The organism is Streptomyces montanus (assembly GCF_005786655.1).
Classification (GTDB): domain Bacteria; phylum Actinomycetota; class Actinomycetes; order Streptomycetales; family Streptomycetaceae; genus Streptomyces; species Streptomyces sporangiiformans.
The window spans coordinates 36,731-60,111 of sequence record NZ_VBZC01000044.1 but is presented as its reverse complement, the minus strand read 5'-3'; the positions used below and the strand labels follow the sequence as shown (position 1 = coordinate 60,111).

General features: G+C 69.0%; 20 protein-coding genes. 10 read left to right on the top strand and 10 right to left on the bottom strand.

The features are described from left to right. The first annotated feature begins 295 nt into the window (after positions 1-295). The 3 genes from FE633_RS32315 (at position 296) to FE633_RS32305 (ending at position 3,948) form a co-directional block, all read left to right on the top strand. Positions 296-2,122: an acyl-CoA dehydrogenase gene (locus tag FE633_RS32315; RefSeq protein ID WP_138048731.1), complete on the top strand. Its 1,827-nt coding sequence runs from the start codon at positions 296-298 to the stop codon at positions 2,120-2,122. A gap of 119 nt (positions 2,123-2,241) precedes the next feature. Next, positions 2,242-3,540, top strand: coding sequence for a M18 family aminopeptidase (locus tag FE633_RS32310; RefSeq protein WP_138048730.1), 1,299 nt, complete (start codon positions 2,242-2,244; stop codon positions 3,538-3,540). 153 nt (positions 3,541-3,693) lie between these two features. Further along, the gene (locus FE633_RS32305; RefSeq protein WP_138048729.1) at positions 3,694-3,948 is read left to right on the top strand and encodes a DUF6458 family protein; all 255 of its coding nucleotides are present in this window, start codon (positions 3,694-3,696) and stop codon (positions 3,946-3,948) included. Here the strand turns inward: FE633_RS32305 and FE633_RS32300 are convergent. Further along, entirely contained in the window at positions 3,912-5,201 is a 1,290-nt protein-coding gene (locus tag FE633_RS32300; RefSeq protein ID WP_138048728.1) for an RNA-guided endonuclease InsQ/TnpB family protein, read from the bottom strand. The two genes, FE633_RS32305 and FE633_RS32300, sit on opposite strands and share 37 nt — an antisense overlap. A 217-nt stretch (positions 5,202-5,418) precedes the next feature. Here FE633_RS32300 and FE633_RS32295 point away from each other — a divergent pair, with 217 nt between their 5' ends. Further along, positions 5,419-5,913 (top strand): LURP-one-related/scramblase family protein, encoded by a 495-nt coding sequence (locus tag FE633_RS32295; RefSeq protein ID WP_138048727.1) that lies wholly within the window; start codon positions 5,419-5,421, stop codon positions 5,911-5,913. Between the two features lie 59 nt (positions 5,914-5,972). On the opposite strand, the gene FE633_RS32290 is transcribed toward FE633_RS32295, so the two are convergent. After that, a complete protein-coding gene (locus tag FE633_RS32290; protein ID WP_138048726.1) occupies positions 5,973-6,767 on the bottom strand; it encodes a carbon-nitrogen family hydrolase in 795 nt (264 codons plus the stop codon). A gap of 139 nt (positions 6,768-6,906) precedes the next feature. On the opposite strand from FE633_RS32290, the gene FE633_RS32285 reads away from it, so the two are divergent. Further along, entirely contained in the window at positions 6,907-7,731 is an 825-nt protein-coding gene (locus FE633_RS32285) for a maleylpyruvate isomerase family mycothiol-dependent enzyme (RefSeq protein ID WP_138048725.1), read from the top strand. Positions 7,732-7,795: 64 nt separating this feature from the next. On the opposite strand, the gene FE633_RS32280 is transcribed toward FE633_RS32285, so the two are convergent. Both FE633_RS32280 and FE633_RS32275 read right to left on the bottom strand, forming a co-directional pair. Then, on the bottom strand, positions 7,796-9,088 hold the full coding sequence (locus FE633_RS32280) for an MFS transporter (RefSeq protein ID WP_138048724.1): 1,293 nt from the start codon (positions 9,086-9,088) through the stop codon (positions 7,796-7,798). After that, entirely contained in the window at positions 9,085-9,804 is a 720-nt protein-coding gene (locus tag FE633_RS32275; RefSeq protein ID WP_246113932.1) for a GntR family transcriptional regulator, read from the bottom strand. Before FE633_RS32275 ends, FE633_RS32280 begins: the two co-directional genes overlap by 4 nt. Before the next feature lie 197 nt (positions 9,805-10,001). On the opposite strand from FE633_RS32275, the gene FE633_RS32270 reads away from it, so the two are divergent. After that, the gene (locus tag FE633_RS32270) at positions 10,002-10,901 is read left to right on the top strand and encodes a D-alanyl-D-alanine carboxypeptidase family protein (protein WP_138048722.1); all 900 of its coding nucleotides are present in this window, start codon (positions 10,002-10,004) and stop codon (positions 10,899-10,901) included. A 76-nt stretch (positions 10,902-10,977) separates the two neighbouring features. Here the strand turns inward: FE633_RS32270 and FE633_RS32265 are convergent, their stop codons facing one another. After that, positions 10,978-11,466 carry a helix-turn-helix domain-containing protein gene (locus tag FE633_RS32265; RefSeq protein ID WP_281291301.1) on the bottom strand — a complete coding sequence of 163 codons (489 nt, stop codon included), beginning with the start codon at positions 11,464-11,466 and terminating at the stop codon, positions 10,978-10,980. A 73-nt stretch (positions 11,467-11,539) separates the two neighbouring features. Between FE633_RS32265 and FE633_RS32260 the strand changes: the two genes are divergently transcribed. Continuing rightward, the gene (locus FE633_RS32260; protein WP_138048720.1) at positions 11,540-12,799 is read left to right on the top strand and encodes an MFS transporter; all 1,260 of its coding nucleotides are present in this window, start codon (positions 11,540-11,542) and stop codon (positions 12,797-12,799) included. A gap of 124 nt (positions 12,800-12,923) precedes the next feature. Then, positions 12,924-13,922 (top strand): BRO-N domain-containing protein, encoded by a 999-nt coding sequence (locus FE633_RS32255; RefSeq protein ID WP_138048719.1) that lies wholly within the window; start codon positions 12,924-12,926, stop codon positions 13,920-13,922. Positions 13,923-14,028: 106 nt separating this feature from the next. Here the strand turns inward: FE633_RS32255 and FE633_RS32250 are convergent, their stop codons facing one another. From FE633_RS32250 to pdhA, 3 genes are read right to left on the bottom strand one after another with little or no spacing between them, the layout of a single operon-like run. Then, on the bottom strand, positions 14,029-15,465 hold the full coding sequence (locus FE633_RS32250) for a dihydrolipoamide acetyltransferase family protein (RefSeq protein WP_138048718.1): 1,437 nt from the start codon (positions 15,463-15,465) through the stop codon (positions 14,029-14,031). 10 nt (positions 15,466-15,475) lie between these two features. Next, positions 15,476-16,456, bottom strand: coding sequence for an alpha-ketoacid dehydrogenase subunit beta (locus tag FE633_RS32245; protein ID WP_138048717.1), 981 nt, complete (start codon positions 16,454-16,456; stop codon positions 15,476-15,478). Positions 16,457-16,458: 2 nt separating this feature from the next. Further along, on the bottom strand, positions 16,459-17,634 hold the full coding sequence (gene pdhA / locus FE633_RS32240) for a pyruvate dehydrogenase (acetyl-transferring) E1 component subunit alpha (protein ID WP_138048716.1): 1,176 nt from the start codon (positions 17,632-17,634) through the stop codon (positions 16,459-16,461). A 453-nt stretch (positions 17,635-18,087) separates the two neighbouring features. On the opposite strand from pdhA, the gene FE633_RS32235 reads away from it, so the two are divergent. Then, positions 18,088-19,113 (top strand): phosphotransferase, encoded by a 1,026-nt coding sequence (locus tag FE633_RS32235; protein WP_138048715.1) that lies wholly within the window; start codon positions 18,088-18,090, stop codon positions 19,111-19,113. 93 nt (positions 19,114-19,206) lie between these two features. Here FE633_RS32235 and FE633_RS32230 read toward each other — a convergent pair whose 3' ends face one another. Continuing rightward, positions 19,207-20,748, bottom strand: coding sequence for a protein kinase domain-containing protein (locus FE633_RS32230; RefSeq protein WP_425473254.1), 1,542 nt, complete (start codon positions 20,746-20,748; stop codon positions 19,207-19,209). 325 nt (positions 20,749-21,073) lie between these two features. Between FE633_RS32230 and FE633_RS32225 the strand changes: the two genes are divergently transcribed. After that, a complete protein-coding gene (locus FE633_RS32225) occupies positions 21,074-22,705 on the top strand; it encodes a protein kinase domain-containing protein (RefSeq protein ID WP_138048713.1) in 1,632 nt (543 codons plus the stop codon). A gap of 128 nt (positions 22,706-22,833) precedes the next feature. Here FE633_RS32225 and FE633_RS32220 read toward each other — a convergent pair whose 3' ends face one another. Next, entirely contained in the window at positions 22,834-23,373 is a 540-nt protein-coding gene (locus tag FE633_RS32220) for a bacterial proteasome activator family protein (RefSeq protein WP_138048712.1), read from the bottom strand. Positions 23,374-23,381 lie beyond the last annotated feature (8 nt).

The following is a 23,381-nucleotide window of genomic DNA, read 5'->3' as shown; positions in this document are numbered from 1 at the left end:
CCACCCCCACCCCACCCGCATCCCCTCCCCTCCCGCCCGAGGGCGACCGCAGGTATGGGGGGTCTGGGGGCGCAGCCCCCGTTTCGGGAAGGGGCGGGGTTGGGGAAGGAAACCCGATTTGGCCGAACCGGTGGCGGGCCCCTCGGGGAGGGGCCGAATGTAGACCCTGCTCACACTTGGGCCGCTAGGGGTTGATTCTTATTACCGACGGGTAGCATCATCGGAGCTACTTGCTGGTACACGAACCAGGTCCGAGGAATCACCACCTCCCGAATCCCTTAACGGAGCCGTCGCCATGGGGCACTACAAGTCGAATCTCCGCGACATCGAGTTCAACCTCTTCGAGGTGCTCGGGCGCGACACGCTGTACGGCACCGGCCCGTTCGCGGAGATGGACGCCGAGACCGCCAAGAGCATCCTCGAAGAGCTCACCCGCCTCGCGGAGAACGAGCTCGCGGAGTCCTTCACGGACGCCGACCGCAACCCCCCGGTCTTCGACCCGGAGACCAACACCGCCCCCGTCCCGGCCTCCTTCAAGAAGAGCTACAAGGCCTTCATGGAGTCCGAGTACTGGCGGCTCGGCCTGCCCGAGGGGATCGGCGGCACGACCGCCCCACCGTCCCTGATCTGGTCGTACGCGGAGCTGATCCTGGGCGCGAACCCGGCGATCTGGATGTACTCCTCCGGCCCGGCGTTCGCCCGCATCCTCTTCGAGGAGGGCAACGAGGTCCAGAAGAAGATCGCCCAGATAGCCGTGGACAAGACCTGGGGTTCGACCATGGTGCTCACCGAGCCCGACGCGGGTTCGGACGTCGGCGCCGGTCGCACCAAGGCCGTTCAGCAGGAGGACGGCTCCTGGCACATCGAGGGCGTGAAGCGCTTCATCACCTCCGGTGAGCACGACATGGAGGAGAACATCCTCCACTACGTGCTGGCCAGGCCCGAGGGCGCCGGCCCCGGTACCAAGGGGCTCTCCCTCTTCCTCGTACCGAAGTACCTGTTCGACTTCGAGACCGGCGAGCTGGGCGAGCGCAACGGCGTCTACGCCACGAACGTCGAGCACAAGATGGGCCTCAAGGCCTCCAACACGTGCGAGATGACGTTCGGCGACCGCCACCCCGCCAAGGGCTGGCTGATCGGCGACAAGCACGAGGGCATCCGCCAGATGTTCCGCATCATCGAGTTCGCCCGGATGATGGTCGGTACGAAGGCGATCTCGACCCTGTCGACCGGCTACCTCAACGCGCTCGAGTACGCCAAGGAGCGCGTCCAGGGTCCGGACCTCGCGAACTTCATGGACAAGACCGCCCCCAAGGTCACCATCACGCACCACCCGGACGTACGCCGCTCGCTGATGACGCAGAAGGCGTACGCGGAGGGCATGCGCGCCCTGGTCCTCTACACCGCGTCGATCCAGGACGAGATCACCGTCAAGGAGGCCGCGGGCGAGGACGCCGCCGCCCTGGAGGCCCTGAACGACCTGCTCCTGCCGATCGTGAAGGGCTACGGCTCCGAGAAGGGCTACGAGCAGCTCGCCCAGTCGCTGCAGACCTTCGGCGGCTCCGGCTTCCTGCAGGAGTACCCGATCGAGCAGTACATCCGGGACGCCAAGATCGACACCCTCTACGAGGGCACGACCGCGATCCAGGGCCAGGACTTCTTCTTCCGGAAGATCGTCCGCAACCAGGGCGCGGCCCTCAACTCCCTCGCCGAGGACATCAAGAAGTTCCTGGCGGTCGACTCGGGCGGTGAGGAGCTGGCGGCCGCCCGCGAGCAGCTCGCCAAGGCCGCCGTCGAGCTGGAGGCCATCGTCGGCCTCATGCTCACCGACCTCGCCGCGACCGAGCAGGACGTCAAGAACATCTACAAGGTCGGGCTCAACACCACCCGCCTGCTGATGGCCTCGGGTGATGTCGTCGTCGGCTACCTGCTGCTGAAGGGTGCCGTCGTCGCCGCCGAGAAGCTTCCGACGGCGTCGGCCAAGGACAAGGCGTTCTACAGCGGCAAGATCGCGGCGGCGAAGTTCTTCGCGGCGAACGTCCTGCCGGGCGTCACCGGCGCGCGCAAGCTCGCCGAGGGCGTCGACCTGGACCTGATGGACCTGGACGAGGCGGCCTTCTAGGACCCTCGGCCGGCAACCGGCTCCTGTTCCTCCGGTCAGTCCACATCACTCACAGCCCCTTGCGAGGGCCCGTTCCCGATCGCCGGGAGCGGGCCCTCGTACGTCGTTAAGGTGAACCCATGAGCACACCCCCACGCTTTGATCGCGGCCACACCGACGACCTCATGTCCTTCCTGGCGACCAGCCCGTCCCCGTATCACGCGGTGGCGAACACGGCCGAGCGGCTGGAAAAAGCCGGCTTCCGCCAGGTGGCGGAGACCGACGCGTGGGACGGCACGTACGGCGGGAAGTACGTGCTGCGTGGCGGCGCGATCGTGGCGTGGTACGTGCCCGAGGGGGCCGATCCGCACACGCCCTTCCGGGTCGTCGGGGCGCACACCGACTCCCCCAACCTGCGGGTGAAGCCGCTGCCCGACAGCGGTGCGCACGGCTGGCGCCAGGTCGCGGTCGAGGTCTACGGCGGCCCGCTGCTCAACTCCTGGCTGGACCGCGACCTCGGGCTGGCCGGCCGGCTCTCGCTGCGCGACGGCACGACCCACCTGGTGAACATCGACCGCGCGCTGCTCAGAGTCCCCCAACTCGCCATCCACCTGGACCGCTCGGTCACCTCCGAGGGCCTCAAGCTCGACAAGCAGCGGCATCTCCAGCCGATCTGGGGCCTGGGCAACGACGTACGCGACGGGGACCTGATCCGTTTCCTGGAGCGGGAGTCGGGGCTGCCGGAGGGCGAGGTCACCGGCTGGGACCTGATGACGCACTCCATCGAGCCGCCGTCGTACCTGGGCCGGGACAAGGAGCTGGTCGCGGGCCCGCGCATGGACAACCTCCTGTCCGTGCACGCCGGCACGGCGGCGCTGTCGGCCGTCGCGACCTCCGGCCAGGCCCTCTCGTACATCCCGGTGCTCGCGGCGTTCGACCACGAGGAGAACGGTTCGCAGTCGGACACCGGGGCCGACGGGCCGCTGCTCGGCAGCGTGCTGGAACGTTCGGTGTTCGCGCGCGGAGGTTCCTACGAGGACAAGGCGCGCGCCTTCGCCGGCACGGTCTGCCTCTCCTCCGACACGGGGCACGCCGTCCACCCGAACTACGCCGAGCGGCACGACCCGACGCACCACCCGCGGGCCGGCGGCGGCCCCATCCTCAAGGTCAACGTCAACAACCGCTATGCCACGGACGGTTCGGGCCGCGCGGTCTTCGCCGCCGCCTGCGACAAGGCCGGCGTTCCCTTCCAGTCCTTCGTCTCCAACAACTCGATGCCCTGCGGCACCACCATCGGCCCCATCACCGCGGCCCGCCACGGCATCAAGACGGTCGACATCGGTGTGGCCATCCTCTCCATGCACAGCGCCCGCGAACTGTGCGGCGCGGACGACCCGTTCCTCCTGGCGAACGCGCTGGTGGCGTTCCTGGAGGGGTAGCGCCTCCCGCCCCGGCCCCACGGCCGTCCCTGTGTGGGGCGCGGGCCTGTCCGGGAGGCGAGGCCTCCAACTCCGCATGGCCGGCCCGGTGCCGGGTACTCGGCCCGGGTCCGCAACAGCCGTGCAGACGGACAGGACAGGGAGGCCAGACTCATGGGTCTGGGTGGATGCATCATTCTCATCGCGGCGGGAGCCATCCTCACGTTCGCGACCGACTGGGACATGAAGGGAGTCAACCTCGACCTGGTCGGGATCATTCTGATGGCCGTAGGACTGATCGGCGTCGCGACGTTCAGCAGCATCGCCAAGCGCAGGCGCGTGGTAGTGCCGCCCGCGACACCGGTGATAGACGAGGAGCGCCACCATCACCATCACGGGAGCGGGTACCGCGAGGGATACGGCGAGTAGCCAACGACCCGGGACTGAAGTCCTGAGCTTGCACAACGGGCATCACTGGCTGTGATGCTGCGTTTGCGTCCAGCCCCATCCCGCTGGCGCGGTGGTGGGGCAGGGGCCGTTGACGGCGCCCCGCGTCGCCACAACTGCCACGCGCGGGCGCGGATGTTGCGGGAGCCGTTGCGGTCTGCGTGATCAACGAATCCGCAGGACCGGCACGCGAACCAAGCTTGTGAGACCCGGTTCGCCTTGTCGATGTGCCCGCATTCGGCGCAGGTACGGGAGGTGTACGCCGGATCGACGTACACCACCGGCACACCGGCCCGGCGGGCCTTGTACGCGATGAACTGCCCCAGCTGGGCGAACGCCCAGCTCGAGTGGGTGGCCCGTTGGGGCTTCCTCAGCCGTACCCGCTCGCGGATGCCCGTCAAATCCTCCAGGGCGATTCCGCGACCGGTGCGTTCCGCCTCGGCCACCACATGCTTCGCGATCTTGTGGTTGATGTCCTTCGCTCGCCGCGCCTCCTTGCGGCGGCGCTTCTTCAGCCGACGCTTCGCCGACGGGGTGCTCTTCTTCTGCAGTTTCTGCCGCAAGCCACGCTCACGGAGCCGGATCCGGTTGAGCTCGCGTCCGGCCATGATCTCGCCGTCCGAGGTGGTGGCGATGTTCACGATGCCCAGATCGATCCCGAGGAAGTCCACCGGATCGGTGTTGAGTTCCTGCTCGGGAACCTCGCAGGTGGCGTTCAGGAACCACATGCCGTCTCGATATAGCAGGTCCGATTCGCCCTTGCGGTACAGCGCGAGCGTGGCAAGTTGTTCGGGCGCAGCGGTGAACGCCACCTGTTTCATCCGGCCGCCGGTGGTCCAGATCGACACCGTGTGCCCAGGGATCTGCCACGAGAGCATCCGGTCGTCAAAGGGCTGGGCACCCGCGGGGCGGAAGGCGACCGGCTTCCCGGCAGCCTTCCGGTAGCGGTGCGAGCTGGGCCTTCCGAAGGTTCCCGCCCTGAGGTTCGCCTTCAGCGTGGCGTACGCGTCGCTGGTCTTCTTGATCACATGCTGAGCGGCCTGCGCCCCCAGCTGCCAGCGGGACTTCACCGTGTCGTAGGTGTGCTTGCGGAGCGCGAAGTTCTTGAACTCCCTGCGCTCGAAGGCGACCTCGCTCACCCAGGTGGCGGCTTCGTTGCAGGCGCGCAGGGTCGCCTCAAGAGCCGCCGCCTGCCCGGGCGTCGGCAGCAGCTTGACCTGCACCACCAGCTTCACGGTCCCCGACCGTACAACTCCCGTACGAGACACCCCCGCACGTTCGCAGCCGTTCATCACACCGAGCGAATCCATCGCTCACGCGTTCGCTCACACCTGCGGCACTCAGCCTGGAGCCGAACCGGGAGCAGCGGGACAGCCGCCCGCTACGCGCGAGGCTCAGCCCATCGGCCTACTGGCGGCGTTTCGGACCGGAGGCCGGGGAACCGCTAAGGGCATGAAATTCCTCGTACGCGACCGGATCCTGGGCATCGGCGACGACTACTGGATCGAGGACGAGCACGGCCGCAAGGCCTTCCTCGTCGACGGCAAGGCGATGCGCCTGCGGGACACCTTCGAGCTGAAGGACCCGCAGGGGCGCGTCCTGATCGACATCCGCCAGAAGATGTTCGCCCTGCGGGAGGCGATGGTGATCGAGCGGGACGACGAGCCGCTGGCCACCGTCCGGCGCAAACGCCTGTCGCTCCTGCGCGACCACTACAAAGTGACCCTCGCCGACAGCAGCGAACTCGACGTCAGCGGCAAGATCCTCGACCGTGAGTTCGTCGTCGAGTACGACGGGGAGATGCTGGCCCACATCTCACGGCGCTGGCTGCGTCTGCGGGACACGTACGGCGTGGAGGTCGTACGGGAGGACGCGGATCCGGCGCTCCTGATCGCCGTGGCGGTGTGCGTCATTCACCTGGCGGAGAAGGAGCGGGGGGAGGACTGAGCCGTCGCTCCCGCCCGTTCGGAGCATTCGGATTCGGAGCAGGTTCAGAGCACTCAGGCTCAGAGCACTCGGTCCTTCAGCGCCGGGAACTGTTCCCGCGTCGTCGCCACCTTCGCGGGGTCGAGGTCGACGGTCAGGATCTCCTCGTCCGCGCCCGCCTCCGCGAGCACCTCGCCCCACGGATCCACCACGATCGAGTGCCCGGCCTGCGGGACGCGCGCATGCGTACCGGCGGTCCCGCAGGCGACGACGTACGACTGGTTCTCGACGGCCCGGGCCCGGGCGAGCAGCGTCCAGTGGGCGCGGCGGCGCTCGGGCCAGCCGGCCGGGACGACGAAGATCTCGGCGCCCGCGTCGACCAGCCGCCGGAACAGCTCGGGGAAGCGAAGGTCGTAGCACGTCGCGAGGCCGAGCGTGGTCGACGGCAGCCGTGCGGTGACGACTTCGGTGCCCGCGCTCATCAGCACCGCCTCGCCCTTGTCGAAGCCGAAGCGGTGGATCTTGCGATACGCGGCGGCCAGCTCACCGGAGGGTGAGAAGAGCAGCGAGGTGTTGTAGAGGCCGGCCCCCGCAGCGGAGCCCCTGTCGGATGCGGTGCGTTCGGGAATGGAGCCCGCGTGCAGCCACACGCCCGCGTCGCTCGCCGCCTTGGCCATCGCCTCGTACGTCGGCCCTTCGAGCGGCTCGGCCTCCGCCTCGAAGGACTCGTACGCGAACGCGCCCGTCGTCCACAGTTCGGGCAGGACGACAAGATCGGCACCTGCCTGCTCGCGGACCAGGGACGCCACACGCCGTCGGCGCGCTTCGACCGATTCGTCCTCGTCTACACCGATCTGGATGAGGGAGGCGCGCACACTACCACCGTCCTGGCATTCGACCCGCCGCGGACGGGCCTACGATCGTCACACGAAAGCACTGCCGGGGTGCCTTGGAGCAGCGTAACTTAGCGCTCCAAGACACCCATGCCCGCGCACGAACCGCCCGAGGGGTCCCGTGAGTCTCCATCCCAGCCTGCAAACCTCCGCCGACGCCTGGACCCACTCCGTCGAAGCGATAGCCGAGCTGGTGCAACCGCTCGTGGAGGGGGAGTGGAACCGCCCGACACCCTGCCCCTATTGGTCGGTGCGCGACATCGTCTCCCATGTCATCGGCATGGACTGCGAGATGCTGGGCGATCCGCGCCCGATCCACACGCTGCCGCGCGACCTGTACCACGTGAAGACCGAGGCCCAGCGCTACCAGGAGATTCAGGTCGACGTACGCCGCCACCACACGGGACCCGAGATGGTCTCCGAGCTGGAGTACACGATCATCCGCCGTTCCCGGCAGCTGCGGAACGAGACCCGCGCCCCCGACACGATCGTGCGCGGCCCGCGCGGCATCGAGGAGACCCTCGAATACGCCATGCGCAGGCGGGCGTTCGACATCTGGGTGCACGAACAGGATCTGCGGACCGCCCTGAACAAGCCGGGGAACCTGGACTCCCCCGGCGCGTACGTCACGCGCGACATGCTGCTGGACGTCCTGCCGAAGATCGTCGCCAAGGACGCCCAGGCCCCCGCGAATTCGGCCATCGTCATCGACGTGCACGGGCCGGTCGAGTTCCTGCGCACGGTGCGGGTGGACGCCGAGGGACGCGGGACGGTGGACGGTTCGCCGTCGCTGGGGCCGCTCGTCTCGCTCAGCACGGACTGGGAGACGTTCGTACGGCTGGCATGCGGGCGCGTGTCGACGGCGGCCGCGGCGGACCGCATCAAGACGGACGGCGACCACGAGCTGGCGGCGGCGATCCTGAGGTCGTTCGTCGTCACGCCGTAAGCCGTAAGACGTAAGCCGAAAGGCCCTTGCCCCACCGCCCTTCCCTGCCGCCGTCGGCCGTCCGTCACGCCGGTACGTGCACCGTCTCCACCCTGCTGGCCACGAGCCGTTCGCGTTCGCGGCGGGCCGCCTGGCGGCGGAGGCGGAGGATCTGGCTGAGGCCGAGTGCCTGGAGCACGAACACCGCGGAGAACGCGACACCGTAGTCGTCCCCGGTGGCGTCCAGCAGCACCCCGATCGCGAACAGCGTCGTCATCGAGGCGACAAAACCCCCCATGTTCGTGATTCCGGAGGCCGTGCCCTGACGCTCGGGCGGGTTCGCGGGGCGAGCGAAGTCGAAGCCGATCATCGAAGCGGGTCCACAGGCCCCGAGCACCGCACAGAGCACGATCAACAGCCACATCGGCGCGTGATCGGCGGGGTACGCGAGCGTGGCGCCCCAGACGACCGCCGTCGACAGCACCGTGCCGAGCGCCAGCGGAAGCCGCGCCGCGTGGTGCCGGGCGACGATCTGCCCGTACACCAGGCCGACGGTCATGTTGGAGAGCACCACCAGGGTCAGCAGCTCGCCGGCCGTCGCCCGCGAGAGCCCCTGCGCCTCGACGAGGAACGGCAGGCCCCACAGCAGCAGGAACACCATCGCCGGGAACTGCGTGGTGAAGTGCACCCACAGCCCGAGCCGTGTCCCGGGCTCCCGCCAGGACGCGACGATCTGGCGGCGCACATACGCGGCGCCCTGGTGCGGGAACGGCTCCGGCTCGTGTCCCTCGGGGTGGTCCTTCAGGAACAGCAGCATCAGGACGAGGACGACGACACCCGCGAGCGCGCTGCCCGCGAAGGCCGCTGTCCAGCCGACGCCGTGCAGCAGCCGGGCGATGACGAGCGTCGAGACGAGGTTGCCCGCCATGCCCACCAGGCCCGCGAACTGCGCGACCATCGGCCCGCGCCGGGCCGGGAACCAGCGCGTGCCCAACCGCAGCACGCTGATGAAGGTCATCGCATCACCGCATCCGAGCAGCGCGCGCGACGCCAGCGCCATCCCGTACGAGGGGGAGAACGCGAAGCCCAACTGCCCCGCCGTGAAGAGGAGCACGCCGATGGTCAGCACCTTCTTGGTGCCGAGCCGGTCGACCATCAGGCCTACGGGTATCTGCATGCCCGCGTAAACGAGGAGCTGGAGGATCGAGAAGGTCGAGAGGGCCGAGGCGCCCACGTGGAAGCGGTCGGCGGCGTCGAGTCCGGCCACCCCCAGCGATGTACGGAAGATGACGGCCACGAAGTAGACGGCGACGCCGACGGACCAGACGACGACGGCCCGGCGGCCGCCCGGCGGATCGCCCGGGAGCGACGCGGTCATCGGACGTCACCCCGCGCCAGGGCGGAGAACCAGCTGACATGCCCGTGGACCAGCGCGACGGCCGCCTCCGCGTCCCCGGAGCGCAGCGCCTCGAGGATCTCCCGGTGCTCGGTGAGCGTCTTGGTGATCCGGTCGGGGTGGGCGTGCATCACGGCGACGCCCATCCGGAGTTGGCGGTCGCGGAGCTGGTCGTAGAGGCGGGAGAGAATCTCGTTGCCGCCGCTGCGCACGATCTCGGCGTGGAAGCAGCGGTCGGTGACGGCGGCCCCCGCCAGATCTCCGGCCGCGGCCTGCTCCTTCTGCTTCTCCAGGAGCTCGGTGAGGCGCGCGATGAGGTGCGGGGAGGCCGGCACCGCCTTGCGGATCGCGTGCTCCTCGACGAGCTGCCGGGTCTCCACGACGTCCGCGATCTCCTGTGCGGAGACGGGCAGGACGAGCGCGCCCTTCTTCGGGTAGAGCTTGATCAGCCCCTCGACCTCGAGCTTCAGCAGCGCCTCGCGTACGGGGGTGCGCGAGACCCCGACCGCCTCGGCCAGCTCGCCCTCGGTGAGCAGCGTCCCGCCCTCGTAACGGCGCTCCAGCACTCCCTGCTTGACGTGGGCGTAGACGCGCTCGGCAGCGGGGGGTTGTTTCACGTGTTCGGGTGCGGGCGCCGGAGTCGCGGGCGGAACTGAGGCCGAGGTCGGGGACGGGGACGGAGATGGAGCGGAAGCCATGCGCACACCATAGATACAACACGTACGCATGGGCACGGACCATCCAGGATGCGGACGCGTGACGCCAGACGCGTGACACCAGGAGCACCCCGCCGCGCAACAGCACATCCCTATGTGCTATCCACATGTCTCATGAGTTGGCCGCTCTCTCAAGCGGCCACCCCCCAGGGGCATTTAACGTAATCGGGGTACTCGACTTGATAACCGGCATTAAGCGCTTCCGGGTTCGCAGAGCTGCCGCAGTGGTCATCACCACCGGAGCCGTGCTCGCGACCGGGGCCCTCACCGCTGCGCCCGCGCAGGCGCTCACGAAGCCCACGATCGCCGCCAAGGGCGGCTACGTGATGAACAACGGAACCGGCAAGACCCTCTACACCAAGGCCGCGGACACGCGGCGCTCGACCGGTTCGACCACCAAGATCATGACCGCGAAGGTGGTGCTGTCCCAGCCGAACCTCAACCTGGACGCCAAGGTCACCATCCAGAAGGCGTACAGCGACTACATCGTCGACAACAACTGGGCGTCGAACGCCAAGTTGATCGTCGGCGACAAGGTCACCGTCCGCCAGCTGCTGTACGGCCTGATGCTGCCGTCCGGCTGCGACGCCGCGTACGCGCTCGCCGACAAGTTCGGCTCGGGCTCGACGCGGGCGGCGCGCGTGAAGTCGTTCATCGGCAAGATGAACAAGCAGGCCAAGGACCTCGGCCTGACGAACACCCACTTCGACTCGTTCGACGGCATCGGCAAGGGCGCCAACTACTCGACGCCGCGCGACCTGACGAAAATCGCCAGCAGCGCGATGAAGAACTCCACGTTCCGCACGATCGTCAAGACGAAGAAGTACACGGCGAAGACCACCACGAAGTCCGGCGGCACCCGGACGATGGCGCCGTGGGAGAACACGAACACGCTGCTCGGCACCTACAGCGGCGCCATAGGCGTGAAGACCGGCTCCGGTCCGGAGGCCAAGTACTGCCTGGTCTTCGCCGCGACCCGCAACGGCAAGACCGTGATCGGTACGGTCCTGGCGTCCACGTCCACGGCCCAGCGCGCGACGGACGCGAAGAAACTGATGGACTACGGCTTCAAGAAGTAGGCGTAGGTCCAAGGGAGTTGGACGGGACTGCCATCCCCGTCCAACTCCCTTTCGTTGCTCCTGTTTCGTTTCCGCTTCAGCTCTCACCCCTCGCCTGCTCCTCGAGCCCCGCCGCCCCGGACAGCAGAAGCAGGTCCAGGAGCCGCTCCAGGTCGCGCTCACCGACCTCCCGACCGGTCACCGCACCGAGTGCGAGCAGCGCGTCCTGCAGACGCTCCGTCACGAGCGACACATGCGCCCGACGATCCTGGGCCAGCCGCCGAGCCACCGCGCGCACGCGCGGTGAGGCCATGAGCCGGCGCACCGCGTCCGGCACTTCGGGCTCCGCCGCGCCCTCGCCCTCACCCTCGTCCTCGCCGCGCAGACCGATCTCCAGTCGAAAGCCGAGCGCGGCCGCCAGCTGTTGCAGTGCGGCGACCGTCGGATTGCCCCGGCCGTTCTCCAGATTCGCGATGTAGGGCACCGACAAGCCGGCGTCCACGGCCACGGACGCGATCGTCCGCCCGGCCTCCTGCCGTCGGGTTCGGAGCGTCCGCCCGAGTTCGGCCTTGTCCAACCCGACCACCCCACCAACCGCCTGAACTATCTCAACAGAACACTATTGCCGTTCGTTATTCTACAGGAATACATTGCTCGGCATGGCCACGCCCACCTCCACGCCCGCTTCCACACCCCACCCCACACCCGCGCTGAGAAACAGCAGCTTCCGCCTCCTGTGGGCCGGAAGCACCATCTCCGGGCTCGGCTCCTGGCTGCTCGTGGTCGCCCTCCCCTTCCACGTCTTCCAGCTCACCGGTTCACCGGCCGCGACAGGACTCACCCTGGCCCTGGAGGCACTGCCCGCACTGCTGATCGGCCCCTGGATCGGCGCTCTGCTCGACCGCTGGGACCTGACCCGCGCCATGTGGCTGGCCGACCTCGCGAGCGCGGCCGCCGTGGCCCTGATCCTCCTGGCCGACAGCGCGGCAGACGTCTGGCTGATCTATGTGGCCGTACTCGGCGAGAACCTGGCCACCACGGTCTTCCGGCCCGCCGCCCGTGCGCTGACACCGGCCGTCCTCGGCACCGGGCCCGAGCTCGTCGCGGCGAACTCCCTCACCGCACTCACCGGCAGCGTGCTCCGCCTGGCCGTACCTCCGCTCGGCGCCTTGCTCCTGGCGGGTCCCGGCATCACCTCGGTCCTGCTCGTCGACATCGGCAGCTATCTGATGTCGGCCGTCCTGATCACCAGGGTGGGACATCGCCGCCGCGCCACTGTGGCCGAGGCCAAAGCGCCCGAGAGTGAACGGGCCACCCTGGCCGGGGTGCGCGCCGACCTTCGCACCGGCCTCACGCACGTCATCCGGACCCCTGCCCTGCGGGGCCCGCTGGCCGCAAACGGGGTATTCCTGACCGCGAACGCGGCCCTGACCGTGCTCCTCGTCCCGTTCGTCACCGGACATCTCCATGCGCCCGGATACGCCGTCGGCTACCTGATCTCGGGGCTGGGCGCCGGTTTCGTCGCGGGCTCAGTGGTCAGCCGCCGGATCCTCGCCAGGTTCCGCACCCGGCACATACTGGGTGCGACTCAACTGGCCAACGGCGCGGCGTACTTCGCCCTGTTCAACGCACCGAACCTGCCGCTCGCCATCGCGGCCGCGGCCCTGCTCGGCCTGCCCGGCAGCATCCTGCTCATCTCGGTGGAAACCCACGTCCAACGCACCGCCCCACCCGCCATGCTCGGCCGCGTCAGCGCCCTGTTCTTCGCCGTGGACTCCCTCGCCGCCGTCGTCGGCGCGCTCTGCGCACCGGCACTGGTCGCACTCCTCGGCCTGACCCCCGCACTCAACGCCATCAGCGCACTCGCGCTCCTCGCGGTACCCGTCTCGATTTCGAGAAGGACTATCCGCCGCCCCTGACATACACACACCGGTGCCCGCACACAGGCGAATCAGCGTTCTTCGCTCGCAATCGTGAACATCGTTGCCCTGGCTGGCATATGCGGACTTCTCCGCTTTACGTTCCGCAGCGGAGGTGGTTCAGATGATCGAACCCAGTAAGCAGCCCAACGCGGCTGAGCAGCGCAATGCGATCGACGTCGGTGACTTCGTCTACGCGGCCACGGGAGCCCGGGTCCGCAGGCTGACCATGCCGGACGGTACCCACTGGTTCCCGGCGGTGGATGTGTGCAAGCACTTGGGGTACACCACCCCTCGAAAGGCGCTCCTCGACCATGTTCCAGAGGAGCATCGAGACTTTCTCGAGACAGTGACTGGAAGTCACTGTCTCAGCATTCCTGCTGGTAGAGAGTGGCGCCGAGATCTGAATCTCATCGATCTCCAGGGCCTGATCCTTCTCGTCAACGGCTGCACGAAGCCCGCCTGCGCGCCCTTCAAGCAGTGGGTCGCCGAGGTGATCGAGACCGTCCAGCGAGAGGGCTCCTACACGCTTGAGGAAGCCGAAGTGCAACCCGCGGACCCGGCCGCGCCCATCGCGTACGCCATGCCCGAGCAGGTCGCCGAGGCCATCGTCCGGCTCGAGGAGCGCAACCTTCAGGCGGATGAGCAACTCGCCGTCGCTCAGCATGAGTCGCTCGCTCTGCAGCGGGAGATGGTGGAGACCCAGCGGGAGATGCTGACGATGCAACGGGAGATGCTGGCGATGCAGCGTGAGACGCTCACCGCCCAGCAAGCCATCGCCCAGGCCATGGAACGCATCGCGAACCGGCTCGACGTCCTGGCCCTCGACCGTCCGACGCCCACCGCCGCCTTGTCCGCGCATCCGACCACGGAGTCCGTACTGGCCGACTGGCGGCAGCGGTTGTCCGTGACGGCGGACGTCTGGACGGTGGCGGTGGTGATCGCCCCGGTCCTGGTCGAGGAGGGCGAGCTGCGCCAGCCGCTCGAGTCGATCGCGGCCCGTACCGGACTCTCGGTGCACCGGGTGAACGAATGCCTGCGCCTGCTGCGCAAACACGCCTGCATCCACTCCAAGGGCGGAGCGGAGGACGGAGCACCGGTGTACGTGCTCAACCGGTCCTGACCGACACCGACACCGCGACAGCGGGAACCGGCAACAGCAACAAAGGGGGCGCCGCAATCCAAGCTTGCGGCGCCCCCTTCGCGTTGAATCTATCCGGCCGACGGCATTACGCCCAAGTAATCAGCCGTTTCGGCTGTTCCAGGATCGCCGCCACATCCGCCAGCACCTTGGAGCCCAACTCGCCGTCCACCAAGCGGTGGTCGAAGCTCAGCGCCAAGGTGGTGACCTGACGGGGCTTGACCTTGCCCTTGTGGACCCAGGGCTGGAGCTTGATGGCGCCGACCGCGAGGATCGCGGACTCGCCGGGGTTGAGGATCGGCGTACCGGTGTCGACGCCGAAGACGCCGACGTTGGTGATGGTGACCGTGCCGCCCTGCATCGCCGCCGGGGACGTCTTGCCCTCGCGGGCCGTGGCCACCAGCTCGCCGAGAGCCGCCGCCAGTTCGGGCAGGGTCTTGGTGTGGGCGTCCTTGATGTTCGGGACGATCAGGCCGCGCGGGGTGGCAGCGGCGATGCCCAGGTTCACGTAGTGCTTGACCACGATCTCCTGGTTCGCCTCGTCCCAGGACGCGTTCACCTCGGGGTTCCGTTTGATGGCCACCAGCAGCGCCTTGGCGATCAGCAGGAGCGGGTTGACCCGGAGGCCGGCGAGGTCCTTGTCCTGCTTGAGCTCCTCGACCAGCTTCATGGTGCGCGTCACGTCGAGCGTGATGAACTCGGTGACATGCGGCGCCGTGAACGCCGAACCGACCATCGCCGCCGCTGTCGCCTTGCGGACGCCCTTGACGGGGATACGGGTCTCCCGTTCGCCGTCGTACGACACCGCGGGCGCCGGGGCCGGGACGGCAGCGGGAGCTTCCACGGGCTCGGCCTCGGGTGTCGGGGGAGCCACCGCCGCGTGCACGTCCTCGCGCGTGATGATCCCGTCCGGCCCGGACGGGGTGACCGTCGCCAGGTCCACCCCGAGGTCCTTGGCGAGTTTGCGCACCGGTGGCTTCGCCAGTGGGCGGGATACCGGAGGCGTGTGCCCGTTCAGCTCGCCCTGGACCGCGGCCGTCGCCTCGGCCTGCGGGGCCGGAACTCCCTTTCGGGCACGCCGCTTCGTCGACGCCTCGGCGACGCCGTACCCGACGAGGACCGGCTTGCGGCCCTCGGGCTTGGGCGCCTCCTCCGGCGAAACCGGCGCCTGGGTCTGAGGCTGAGCCTCGGCTTCGGCGGGCGTCCCGGGCTCCGCGGCCTGAGCGGTCCCACCGCCCTCACCGCCCCCGCCGGCGCCTCCCGAGAGATCCACCGTGATGATCGCCGTGCCCACGTCGACCGTCGTCCCCTCGGGGAAGCGGAGCTCGCGCACCACCCCGTCGTACGGGATCGGCAGTTCGACGGCCGCCTTGGCGGTCTCCACCTCGCAGACCACCTGGCCGTCGGTGACCGGGTCACCGGGCTGGACGTACCACTTGAGGATCTCCGCCTCGGTCAGCCCCTCGCCCACGTCGGGCATCTTGAACTCGCGAAGGCCGGAGGCAGTCTCAGTCATAGTCGTCACGACCCTCTCCTCAGTACGCCAGCGCGCGGTCGACGGCGTCCAGCACCCGGTCAAGACCGGGCAGGTACTCCTCCTCCAGGCGCGCCGGCGGATACGGGGCGTGGTAGCCGCCCACCCTCAGCACGGGCGCCTCCAGGTGGTAGAAGCACCGCTCGGTGATCCGGGCCGCGATCTCCGCACCGGAGCCGAAGAACACCGGCGCCTCGTGCACCACCACCAGCCGGCCGGTCTTCTCCACCGAGGCCTGCACGGTGTCGAAGTCGATCGGCGAGAGCGAACGCAGATCCAGGACCTCGAGGGATCTGCCCTCCTCCTGGGCGGCGGCCGCGACATCGTGGCAGACCTTCACCATCGGCCCGTACGCGGCCAGCGTCAGATCGCTGCCCGCGCGCACCACATGAGCCTTGTGCAACGGGGCGGGGATCGCCTCGGGGTCGACCTCGGCCTTGTCCCAGTAGCGCCGCTTGGGCTCGAAGAAGATCACCGGGTCGTCGCTGTGGATGGCCTGCTGCATCATCCAGTACGCGTCCGACGCGTTCGACGGCGACACGACCTTCAGCCCGGCCACGTGCGCGAACAGTGCCTCCGGGGACTCGGAGTGGTGCTCGACCGCGCCGATGCCGCCGCCGTAGGGGATACGGATGACGACCGGAAGTTTGATCTTGCCGAGTGCCCGCGCGTGCATCTTCGCGAGCTGCGTGACGATCTGGTCGTAGGCGGGGAAGACGAAGCCGTCGAACTGGATCTCCACCACCGGGCGGTAGCCACGCAGCGCGAGCCCGATCGCGGTGCCGACGATGCCCGACTCGGCCAGCGGGGTGTCGATGACCCGGCCCTCGCCGAAGTCCTTCTGCAGCCCGTCCGTGACCCGGAAGACGCCGCCGAGCTTGCCGACGTCCTCACCCATGACCAGGACCTTGGGGTCGGCTTCGAGGGCCGTGCGCAGCGACTCGTTGATCGCCTTGGCCAGCGCCATTTTTTCTGCCGCCATCGCTACTTGCCCTCCCCTTCCTCAGCGAACGACGCCTGGTAGGCGGCGAACTGGGCCCGCTCCTCGTCGACGAGCGCGTGCCCGTCCGCGTACGCGTTCTCGAAGATGGCGAAGTGGTCCGGGTCCGGCATGGCTCGTACCACTTCGCGCACTCGCCTTCCCAACGCCTCGCTCTCGGCTTCGAGTTCCGCGAAAAAGCCCTCGTTCGTGTCAGTTTCGGACTCGAGATAAGTGCGCAGCCGCTGGATCGGGTCCTTCGCCTCCCACGCCAGCCGCTCGTCGTCGTGCCGGTAGCGGGTGGGGTCGTCAGAGGTGGTGTGGGCACCCATGCGGTACGTGTACGCCTCGACGAGCGTGGGTCCCTCGCCCCGGCGGGCCCGCTCCAGCGCCCACTTCGTGACAGCCAGGCACGCCAGTACGTCGTTGCCGTCCACCCGCACGCCCGGGAAGCCGTAGCCCTGCGCCCGCTGGTAGAGCGGAACGCGCGTCTGCTTCTCGGTGGGTTCGGAGATCGCCCACTGGTTGTTCTGGCAGAAGAACACCACGGGAGCGTTGTAGACCGCGGAGAACGTGAAGGCTTCGGCGACGTCGCCCTGGCTGGACGCGCCGTCCCCGAAGTACGCGATCACGGCCGAGTCCGCGCCGTCCTTGGCCACGCCCATCGCATAGCCGGTGGCGTGCAGGGCCTGCGAGCCGATGACGATCGTGTAGAGGTGGAAGTTGTTGCTGTTCGGGTCCCAGCCGCCGTTGTTCACGCCGCGGAACATGCCGAGGAGGTTGGTCGGGTCGACCCCGCGGCACCAGGCGACGCCGTGCTCGCGGTAGGTCGGGAAGACGTAGTCGTCCTCGCGGGTGGCCCGGCCGGAGCCGATCTGGGCGGCCTCCTGGCCGAGCAGTGAGGCCCACAGGCCCAGCTCGCCCTGGCGCTGCAGCGAGGTCGCCTCGGCGTCGAAGCGGCGGGTGAGCACCATGTCGCGGTACAGGCCGCGCAGCTCATCGGGGGTGATGTCGGCGACGTACGCCGCGTACTCGGCGTATTTGGCCTGCTTGACGCGCTTGCCCTCCGGCGTCAGCAACTGAACGAGTTCGGTGTCCTGGCCCGGTGACTTCTTGGCGCTGGTGCGCTTCGTACCGGCGCTGCGTCGCGGCTTGCGCGCGGCAGTGCTCTCCACGGTCACGTGTGCTCCTCCGTCGGTCCGGCCCCCAGGGTTGCCGGGTGGCCAGTGCGGCTCGCCTGATCCGTACCCGTGCACGGGGTGGGTGCCCTCGGCCGGGAACAGGCGTGGTGGGTGCCCCGGCGAGCGCCCCGCAGTAGGCACGTTACCCAGTGCCCCACATTTCTGGGAAACCCCTCCTGACCTGCGTTTTTGCTTGGATATCCAAGTATTTTTTACTCGGATTTCCGAACAGATCACGAAAGTCGGGAACAGTCCCAGGTCACAGCACTGGTTACAGCCTCGCAGGGGGCCGGAACACCGGCACGTTATCCCGGTCACCCCGGGAACGGGAAGGGTCGGCACGGTGACCGACACGCTCACACGAGTGTCGGCCATATACCCCACACGTTCACTTGCGCACTGTCTGTGACAAGCGCGAGGTCAAGAAGGTTGCCGTTGCCCTAACATCTGCGCGTGCCGCGCTCATCCGTACTCTCCGCCCCCTCCCCCCTGCCCCCTCTGGGCGCTCTCCTGCGGCGGTACGCCGCCGGGAGACCACTGGCCTGTGAACCCGTCGACCAGGGGCTGCTCAACCGCGGCTACCGGCTCGCCACGACCCGCGGCCGGTACTTTCTCAAGCACCACTTCGACCCCGAGACCGCCGACCCCGCCGCGATCACCCGCCAGCACCACGCCACCCAGCGCCTCGCCGATCTCGGCGTCCCCGTGGCCCCGGCCCTGACCGGCACCGACGGCCGCACGGTCGCTGTCATCGGCGGTCACGCCTACGCGCTGCACCCGTGGATCGACGGGCGCCACCGCGGCGGCGCCCAGCTGACCACGGGGCAGTGCCGGCGCCTCGGGGCGCTCCTGGGCGTCGTACACGCGTCCCTGGAGCGGGTGATGCCGTCACGGCAGTCCGAGGGGCGGGCGGAGAGCGCCGATCCCACCGACACCTTCGCGCTCATCGACGACCTGCTCGCCCGGGTACGCCGCCACCGCCCGCCGGACGCCTTCGACGAGTTGGCCCACCACCGGCTTCTGGAACGCCGTGCCCTCCTGGAGCTGCACGCCGACCGGCAGCCCTCGCAGGGCGGCTCGGTGGGCTGGGTGCACGGGGACTTCCATCCCTTCAACGTGCTCTACAAGGGGGACGCTCCCGCCGCGATCGTCGACTGGGACCGCCTCGGCGTCCAGCCGCGGGCCGAGGAGGCGGTACGCGCCGCGGTGATCTTCTTCGTACGTCCCGCGGGCACACTGGACCTGCCGAAAGTGCGGGCCTACGCGCGCGCGTACCGGCGTTCCGCGCATGCCACCCCCGCCGAACTCGCCGCCGCCGTGCACCGCGTGTGGTGGGAGCGGCTCAACGACTTCTGGATACTGCGCTGGCACTACGAGCGCGGGGACACCCGCGCCGACCCGCAGTTCCCCGCCGCTTCCGCGCTGGCGGTGTGGTGGACACGGCAGTACGGCGCGGTGTGCCGGGCGTTCGTGGGGTGACACCGCCGCCTCCGTGCATGGGCCGACAAAACAGCACGCGCGCGTGGAGCCCGTTTTCGGGCCGCACACGCGCGTGTGGTGGGTGAGTCGCGGTCAGCCTTCTTCGTCGCCCGTGTTGTTCGTCTGAGTCGGCAACGGCGGCGTCTCGCCGGTCGGTTCGTCCGTCGGCTCCTCCGTGGGCTGCGTCTCGGTGGGCTCCGAAGTCGTCGGCTGGTCCGTGGGCTGGGTCGGCTGTTGCGTCGGCTCGGAGGTGTAGCTCGGCGACGGCGTGTACGACGGCGAGTAGTCCGGGTCGTCGCCCGTGCTGGTGCCGTCGTCCGTGGCCTCGTCCGACGGCTCCTCCGAGGCGCTCTTGGTCGGCTTCGGGTCCTTCTCGGTCTGCGAGGCCGTCGGCGACTGCGTGGTACTGCTCCCACCGCCGCCGTCGTCCTTGCCCTGCAGCGCCAGCGCGACACCCGCCGCGATGGCGATCACCGCGAGAACGGCCAGGATCCACAGCTTGCCGCGGCCGCTGCCCCGGTTTCCGCTGCCGTCGAAGCCTCCGTCGTCCCCACCGCCGCGGTTCGGCAGGATCGGTGACGGGATCTGCGTGGTGCCGGAGTCGCCCGGGTGCGGCAGCGCGGTGGTGCCCGCGACGCCCATCGCCGGGGTGCTCCCGCCCTCGTGCATCTCCACGGGGCCGGTGTTCCAGGTGCCGGTGTGGCCGCCCTGGTCGTACAGCATCTGCAGCCCGTACTGGACGAGCCCGCGCATCTCCTCGGCGGTCTGGAACCGGTCGTCCGGTTCCTTCGCCAGCGAGCGCATGACCAGGCCGTCCAGCTCCGGCGGCGACGCGTCCGAGGCCTCGGAGGGCGGCACGGGGATGTCCTGAACGTGCTGGTAGACCACGGACAACGGGGTCTCGCCCGTGAACGGCGGCCGCAGCGCGAGGAGTTCGTAGAGCAGACAGCCCGTCGCGTACAGGTCGCTGCGGTGGTCGACCGCCTTGCCGAGCGCCTGCTCGGGCGACAGGTACTGCGGCGTGCCCATGACCATGCCGGTCTGGGTCATCGTCGACTGTGCGCCGTGCAGGGCGCGCGCGATGCCGAAGTCCATCACCTTCACCGCGCCGGTCTGGGTGATGATGACGTTCGCGGGCTTGATGTCGCGGTGCACGATGCCGTGCTGGTGCGAATACGCGAGTGCTTCCAGCACGCCGGAGACGATGATCAGCGCCTGCTCCGGCCCGGGGGCCTCGGCGTTGAGCAGCAGGTCGCGGATCGTACGGCCCTCGACGAGCTCCATCACGATGTACGGGACGGTCTGGTGACCGACCACGTCCTCGCCGGAGTCGTAGACCGCCACCACGGCATGGTGGTTGAGGCCCGCGACCGACTGGGCCTCGCGCGTGAAACGCGCCTTGGAGACCGGATCCTCGGCCAGATCGGATCGGAGCAGCTTGACCGCGACCGTACGTCCGAGACGGACGTCCTCGGCCGCGAACACCTCGGCCATGCCGCCCCTGCCGAGTCTGCGGGTCAATCGGTATCGGCCGTCACCGACCAGTCCGCCGTTACCCCACATGTCCGGCGCGTCTGACATACCGCCGCCAGTCGCCTCGGGGTCGGACGGGCCCTGAGCGCGCTGCTGTGCCATCAGTCCTCGCCGTCGTTTCTGCCCGCGTCCGCGCGGTGGTTGTTACGGTCTCCGTCGGGCCACGCTACAGCCTCCGCGTGAGGCACCGGTCCGAGATGGACCGGCCATGAAACCCGGAGCAGGTCTTCGGGTGCAAATTATGTGTGCCGATCGCACGTCGGCTGTAACGCTTCCGCGACGCTTCTTTCGCGTACGGTCACGGATCGGGCACCGAGCTTGACGTGTCAGTGCCCTCGGGCAGACTTGGCCGGGAATAAGTCAAAGGATCAGCGATCGCGCGAGCGCGCCAGCAGCTTTCGCCCGCGCCGATGGGGGACGCAGACACATGAGCCAGGACGGCGCACAGGGCCGATACGCAGGGCGTTCGGTCGCCGGCGGGCGCTATCAGCTGCGCGACTTGCTCGGCGAAGGCGGCATGGCGTCGGTGCATCTGGCGTACGACTCGGTGCTGGACCGACAGGTCGCGATCAAGACACTGCACACCGAGCTCGGGCGGGAGCAGGCCTTCCGCGAGCGCTTCCGCCGCGAGGCCCAGGCGGTGGCCAAGCTCACTCACACGAACATCGTCTCGGTCTTCGACACCGGCGAGGACGACCTCGAAGGCCAGACGACTCCCTACATTGTCATGGAGTACGTCGAAGGCCGTCCGCTCGGCTCGGTCCTCGACCAGGACGTCGCGCAGTACGGCGCGATGCCCGCCGACAAGGCCCTGAAGATCACCGCGGACGTGCTGGCGGCCCTGGAGATCAGCCACGAGATGGGCCTGGTCCACCGGGACATCAAGCCGGGCAACGTGATGATGACGAAGCGGAACGTCGTCAAGGTGATGGACTTCGGCATCGCCCGCGCCATGCAGTCCGGCGTCACCTCGATGACGCAGACCGGCATGGTGGTCGGCACACCGCAGTACCTCTCCCCGGAGCAGGCGCTGGGCAGGGGGGTGGACGCGCGCTCCGACCTGTACTCCGTCGGCATCATGCTCTTCCAACTGGTCACCGGGCGGCTGCCGTTCGACGCGGATTCGCCGCTCGCGATCGCCTATGCGCATGTGCAGGAGGAGCCGGTCGCGCCCTCCTCGGTCAACCGGTCGCTGCCGCCGGCGGTGGACGCGCTGGTGGCCCGTGCGCTGAAGAAGAACCCGAACGAGCGTTTCCCGAGCGCAGAGTCGATGCGCGACGAATGCCTGCGCGTGGCCCAGTCGTTCCATGCGGCCGCGCCGAGCATCGTCCCGGGCGCGCAGACGTCGAGCGGCGCCGGCGTGGGCTCCGCGGTGTTCCCGCCGATCGACCAGACGCCCCCGGGACCGTCGGGGAACGTGCAGACGCCGTACACGCCGGGTCCGTACGGCCCGCCGGCGTCCACACCGCCTCCGTCCCCGGCGTACGGCTATCCGCAGCAGGGCGGCTACCAGACGCCGCCCCAGACCGCGGCGTACTCCCCGCAGCAGGGCGTCTCGACCCCGCCGCCGTACACGATCTCCCCGCAGCCCACGACGCCCGCCTCGGGCGGCGGCCGCAAGAGCAACACGCCGGTGATCATCGGCTCGATCGTCGTCGCGATCGCCGCCATCGGCGGCCTGATCGCGGCCCTGACACTGAACGGCGGCGGCGACGAGGGCGGTGGCGGCGACGCGAGCGCCAGCGCGTCGGCGTCCGAGGTGGCCGGGCACAGGGGGCCGGACACGACGAAGAAGATCGAGGCCGAGGAGTGCTCGGAACCGGAGGAGTCGTACAACGACCCCGAAAAGATCAAGGTCCCGGACTTCACCTACAAGAACCTCGACTCGGTGAAGAAGTGCCTGCAGGCGGCGGGCTGGGAGTACGAGAAGAAGGACGTCAACGAGAACACGTACGGCGAAGACACCGTCATGCAGCAGATCCCGGCGGCCGACACGGACGTCGACCCCAAGGAGATGCCCAAGATCCAGCTCTACGTCTCGACGGGCGACCCCGCCTGATCCTCCGGACGCGCTGACTGGACACGCCGCCGAATACGCGCAGGGGCCCGGCATCCGTGCCGGGCCCCTTTCGTCTGCCCGGCCCGAGAGGTACGGGTGTACGGCCCCCGATATACGGGTTTCCGGCCCTAGAGGTACGGCCCGCCCGAGCGGCCGCCCAACCGCTGCTCCTCGTCGCCCTCGCCGCCGACACCCGGCGGCAGGGCGCGGCGCATCTGCTCCAACTGGGCCCGGGCCGCCATCTGCTGGGCGAACAACGTCGTCTGGATCCCGTGGAAGAGACCCTCCAGCCAGCCCACCAACTGGGCCTGCGCGATGCGCAGCTCGGCGTCGGAGGGGACCCCGTCCTCCGTGAACGGCAGGGAGAGCCGCTCCAGTTCCTCGACGAGATCGGGAGCGAGACCGTCTTCCAGCTCCTTCACCGAGCTGGCATGGATCTCCTTGAGACGTACCCGGCTCGCCTCGTCGAGAGGAGCCGCGCGCACCTCCTCCAACAGCTGCTTGATCATGCTTCCGATACGCATGACCTTGGCGGGCTGCTCCACCATCTCCGTCACCGGGACCTCGCGGGAGTCATCGTCTCCTCCACCGCCGAGAGCCATTCCGTCCTGGCCCACGACCAGGATCTGAGGGTTCTCCGGCGACCTGTCGTTCCTCGGCATCTCCATACCGCCAT

What these genes read in the sequence shown, in the direction of transcription:
- FE633_RS32315 (WP_138048731.1), top strand. Translation starts at nt 296, where the DNA reads ATGGGGCACTACAAGTCGAATCTCCGCGACATCGAGTTCAACCTCTTC.
- FE633_RS32220 (WP_138048712.1), bottom strand. Translation starts at nt 23,373, where the DNA reads ATGGAGATGCCGAGGAACGACAGGTCGCCGGAGAACCCTCAGATCCTG.
- FE633_RS32310 (WP_138048730.1), top strand. Translation starts at nt 2,242, where the DNA reads ATGAGCACACCCCCACGCTTTGATCGCGGCCACACCGACGACCTCATG.
- FE633_RS32295 (WP_138048727.1), top strand. Translation starts at nt 5,419, where the DNA reads ATGAAATTCCTCGTACGCGACCGGATCCTGGGCATCGGCGACGACTAC.
- FE633_RS32230 (WP_425473254.1), bottom strand. Translation starts at nt 20,748, where the DNA reads ATGGCACAGCAGCGCGCTCAGGGCCCGTCCGACCCCGAGGCGACTGGC.
- FE633_RS32275 (WP_246113932.1), bottom strand. Translation starts at nt 9,804, where the DNA reads ATGGCTTCCGCTCCATCTCCGTCCCCGTCCCCGACCTCGGCCTCAGTT.
- FE633_RS32255 (WP_138048719.1), top strand. Translation starts at nt 12,924, where the DNA reads ATGATCGAACCCAGTAAGCAGCCCAACGCGGCTGAGCAGCGCAATGCG.
- FE633_RS32225 (WP_138048713.1), top strand. Translation starts at nt 21,074, where the DNA reads ATGAGCCAGGACGGCGCACAGGGCCGATACGCAGGGCGTTCGGTCGCC.
- FE633_RS32305 (WP_138048729.1), top strand. Translation starts at nt 3,694, where the DNA reads ATGGGTCTGGGTGGATGCATCATTCTCATCGCGGCGGGAGCCATCCTC.
- FE633_RS32260 (WP_138048720.1), top strand. Translation starts at nt 11,540, where the DNA reads ATGGCCACGCCCACCTCCACGCCCGCTTCCACACCCCACCCCACACCC.
- FE633_RS32245 (WP_138048717.1), bottom strand. Translation starts at nt 16,456, where the DNA reads ATGGCGGCAGAAAAAATGGCGCTGGCCAAGGCGATCAACGAGTCGCTG.
- FE633_RS32280 (WP_138048724.1), bottom strand. Translation starts at nt 9,088, where the DNA reads ATGACCGCGTCGCTCCCGGGCGATCCGCCGGGCGGCCGCCGGGCCGTC.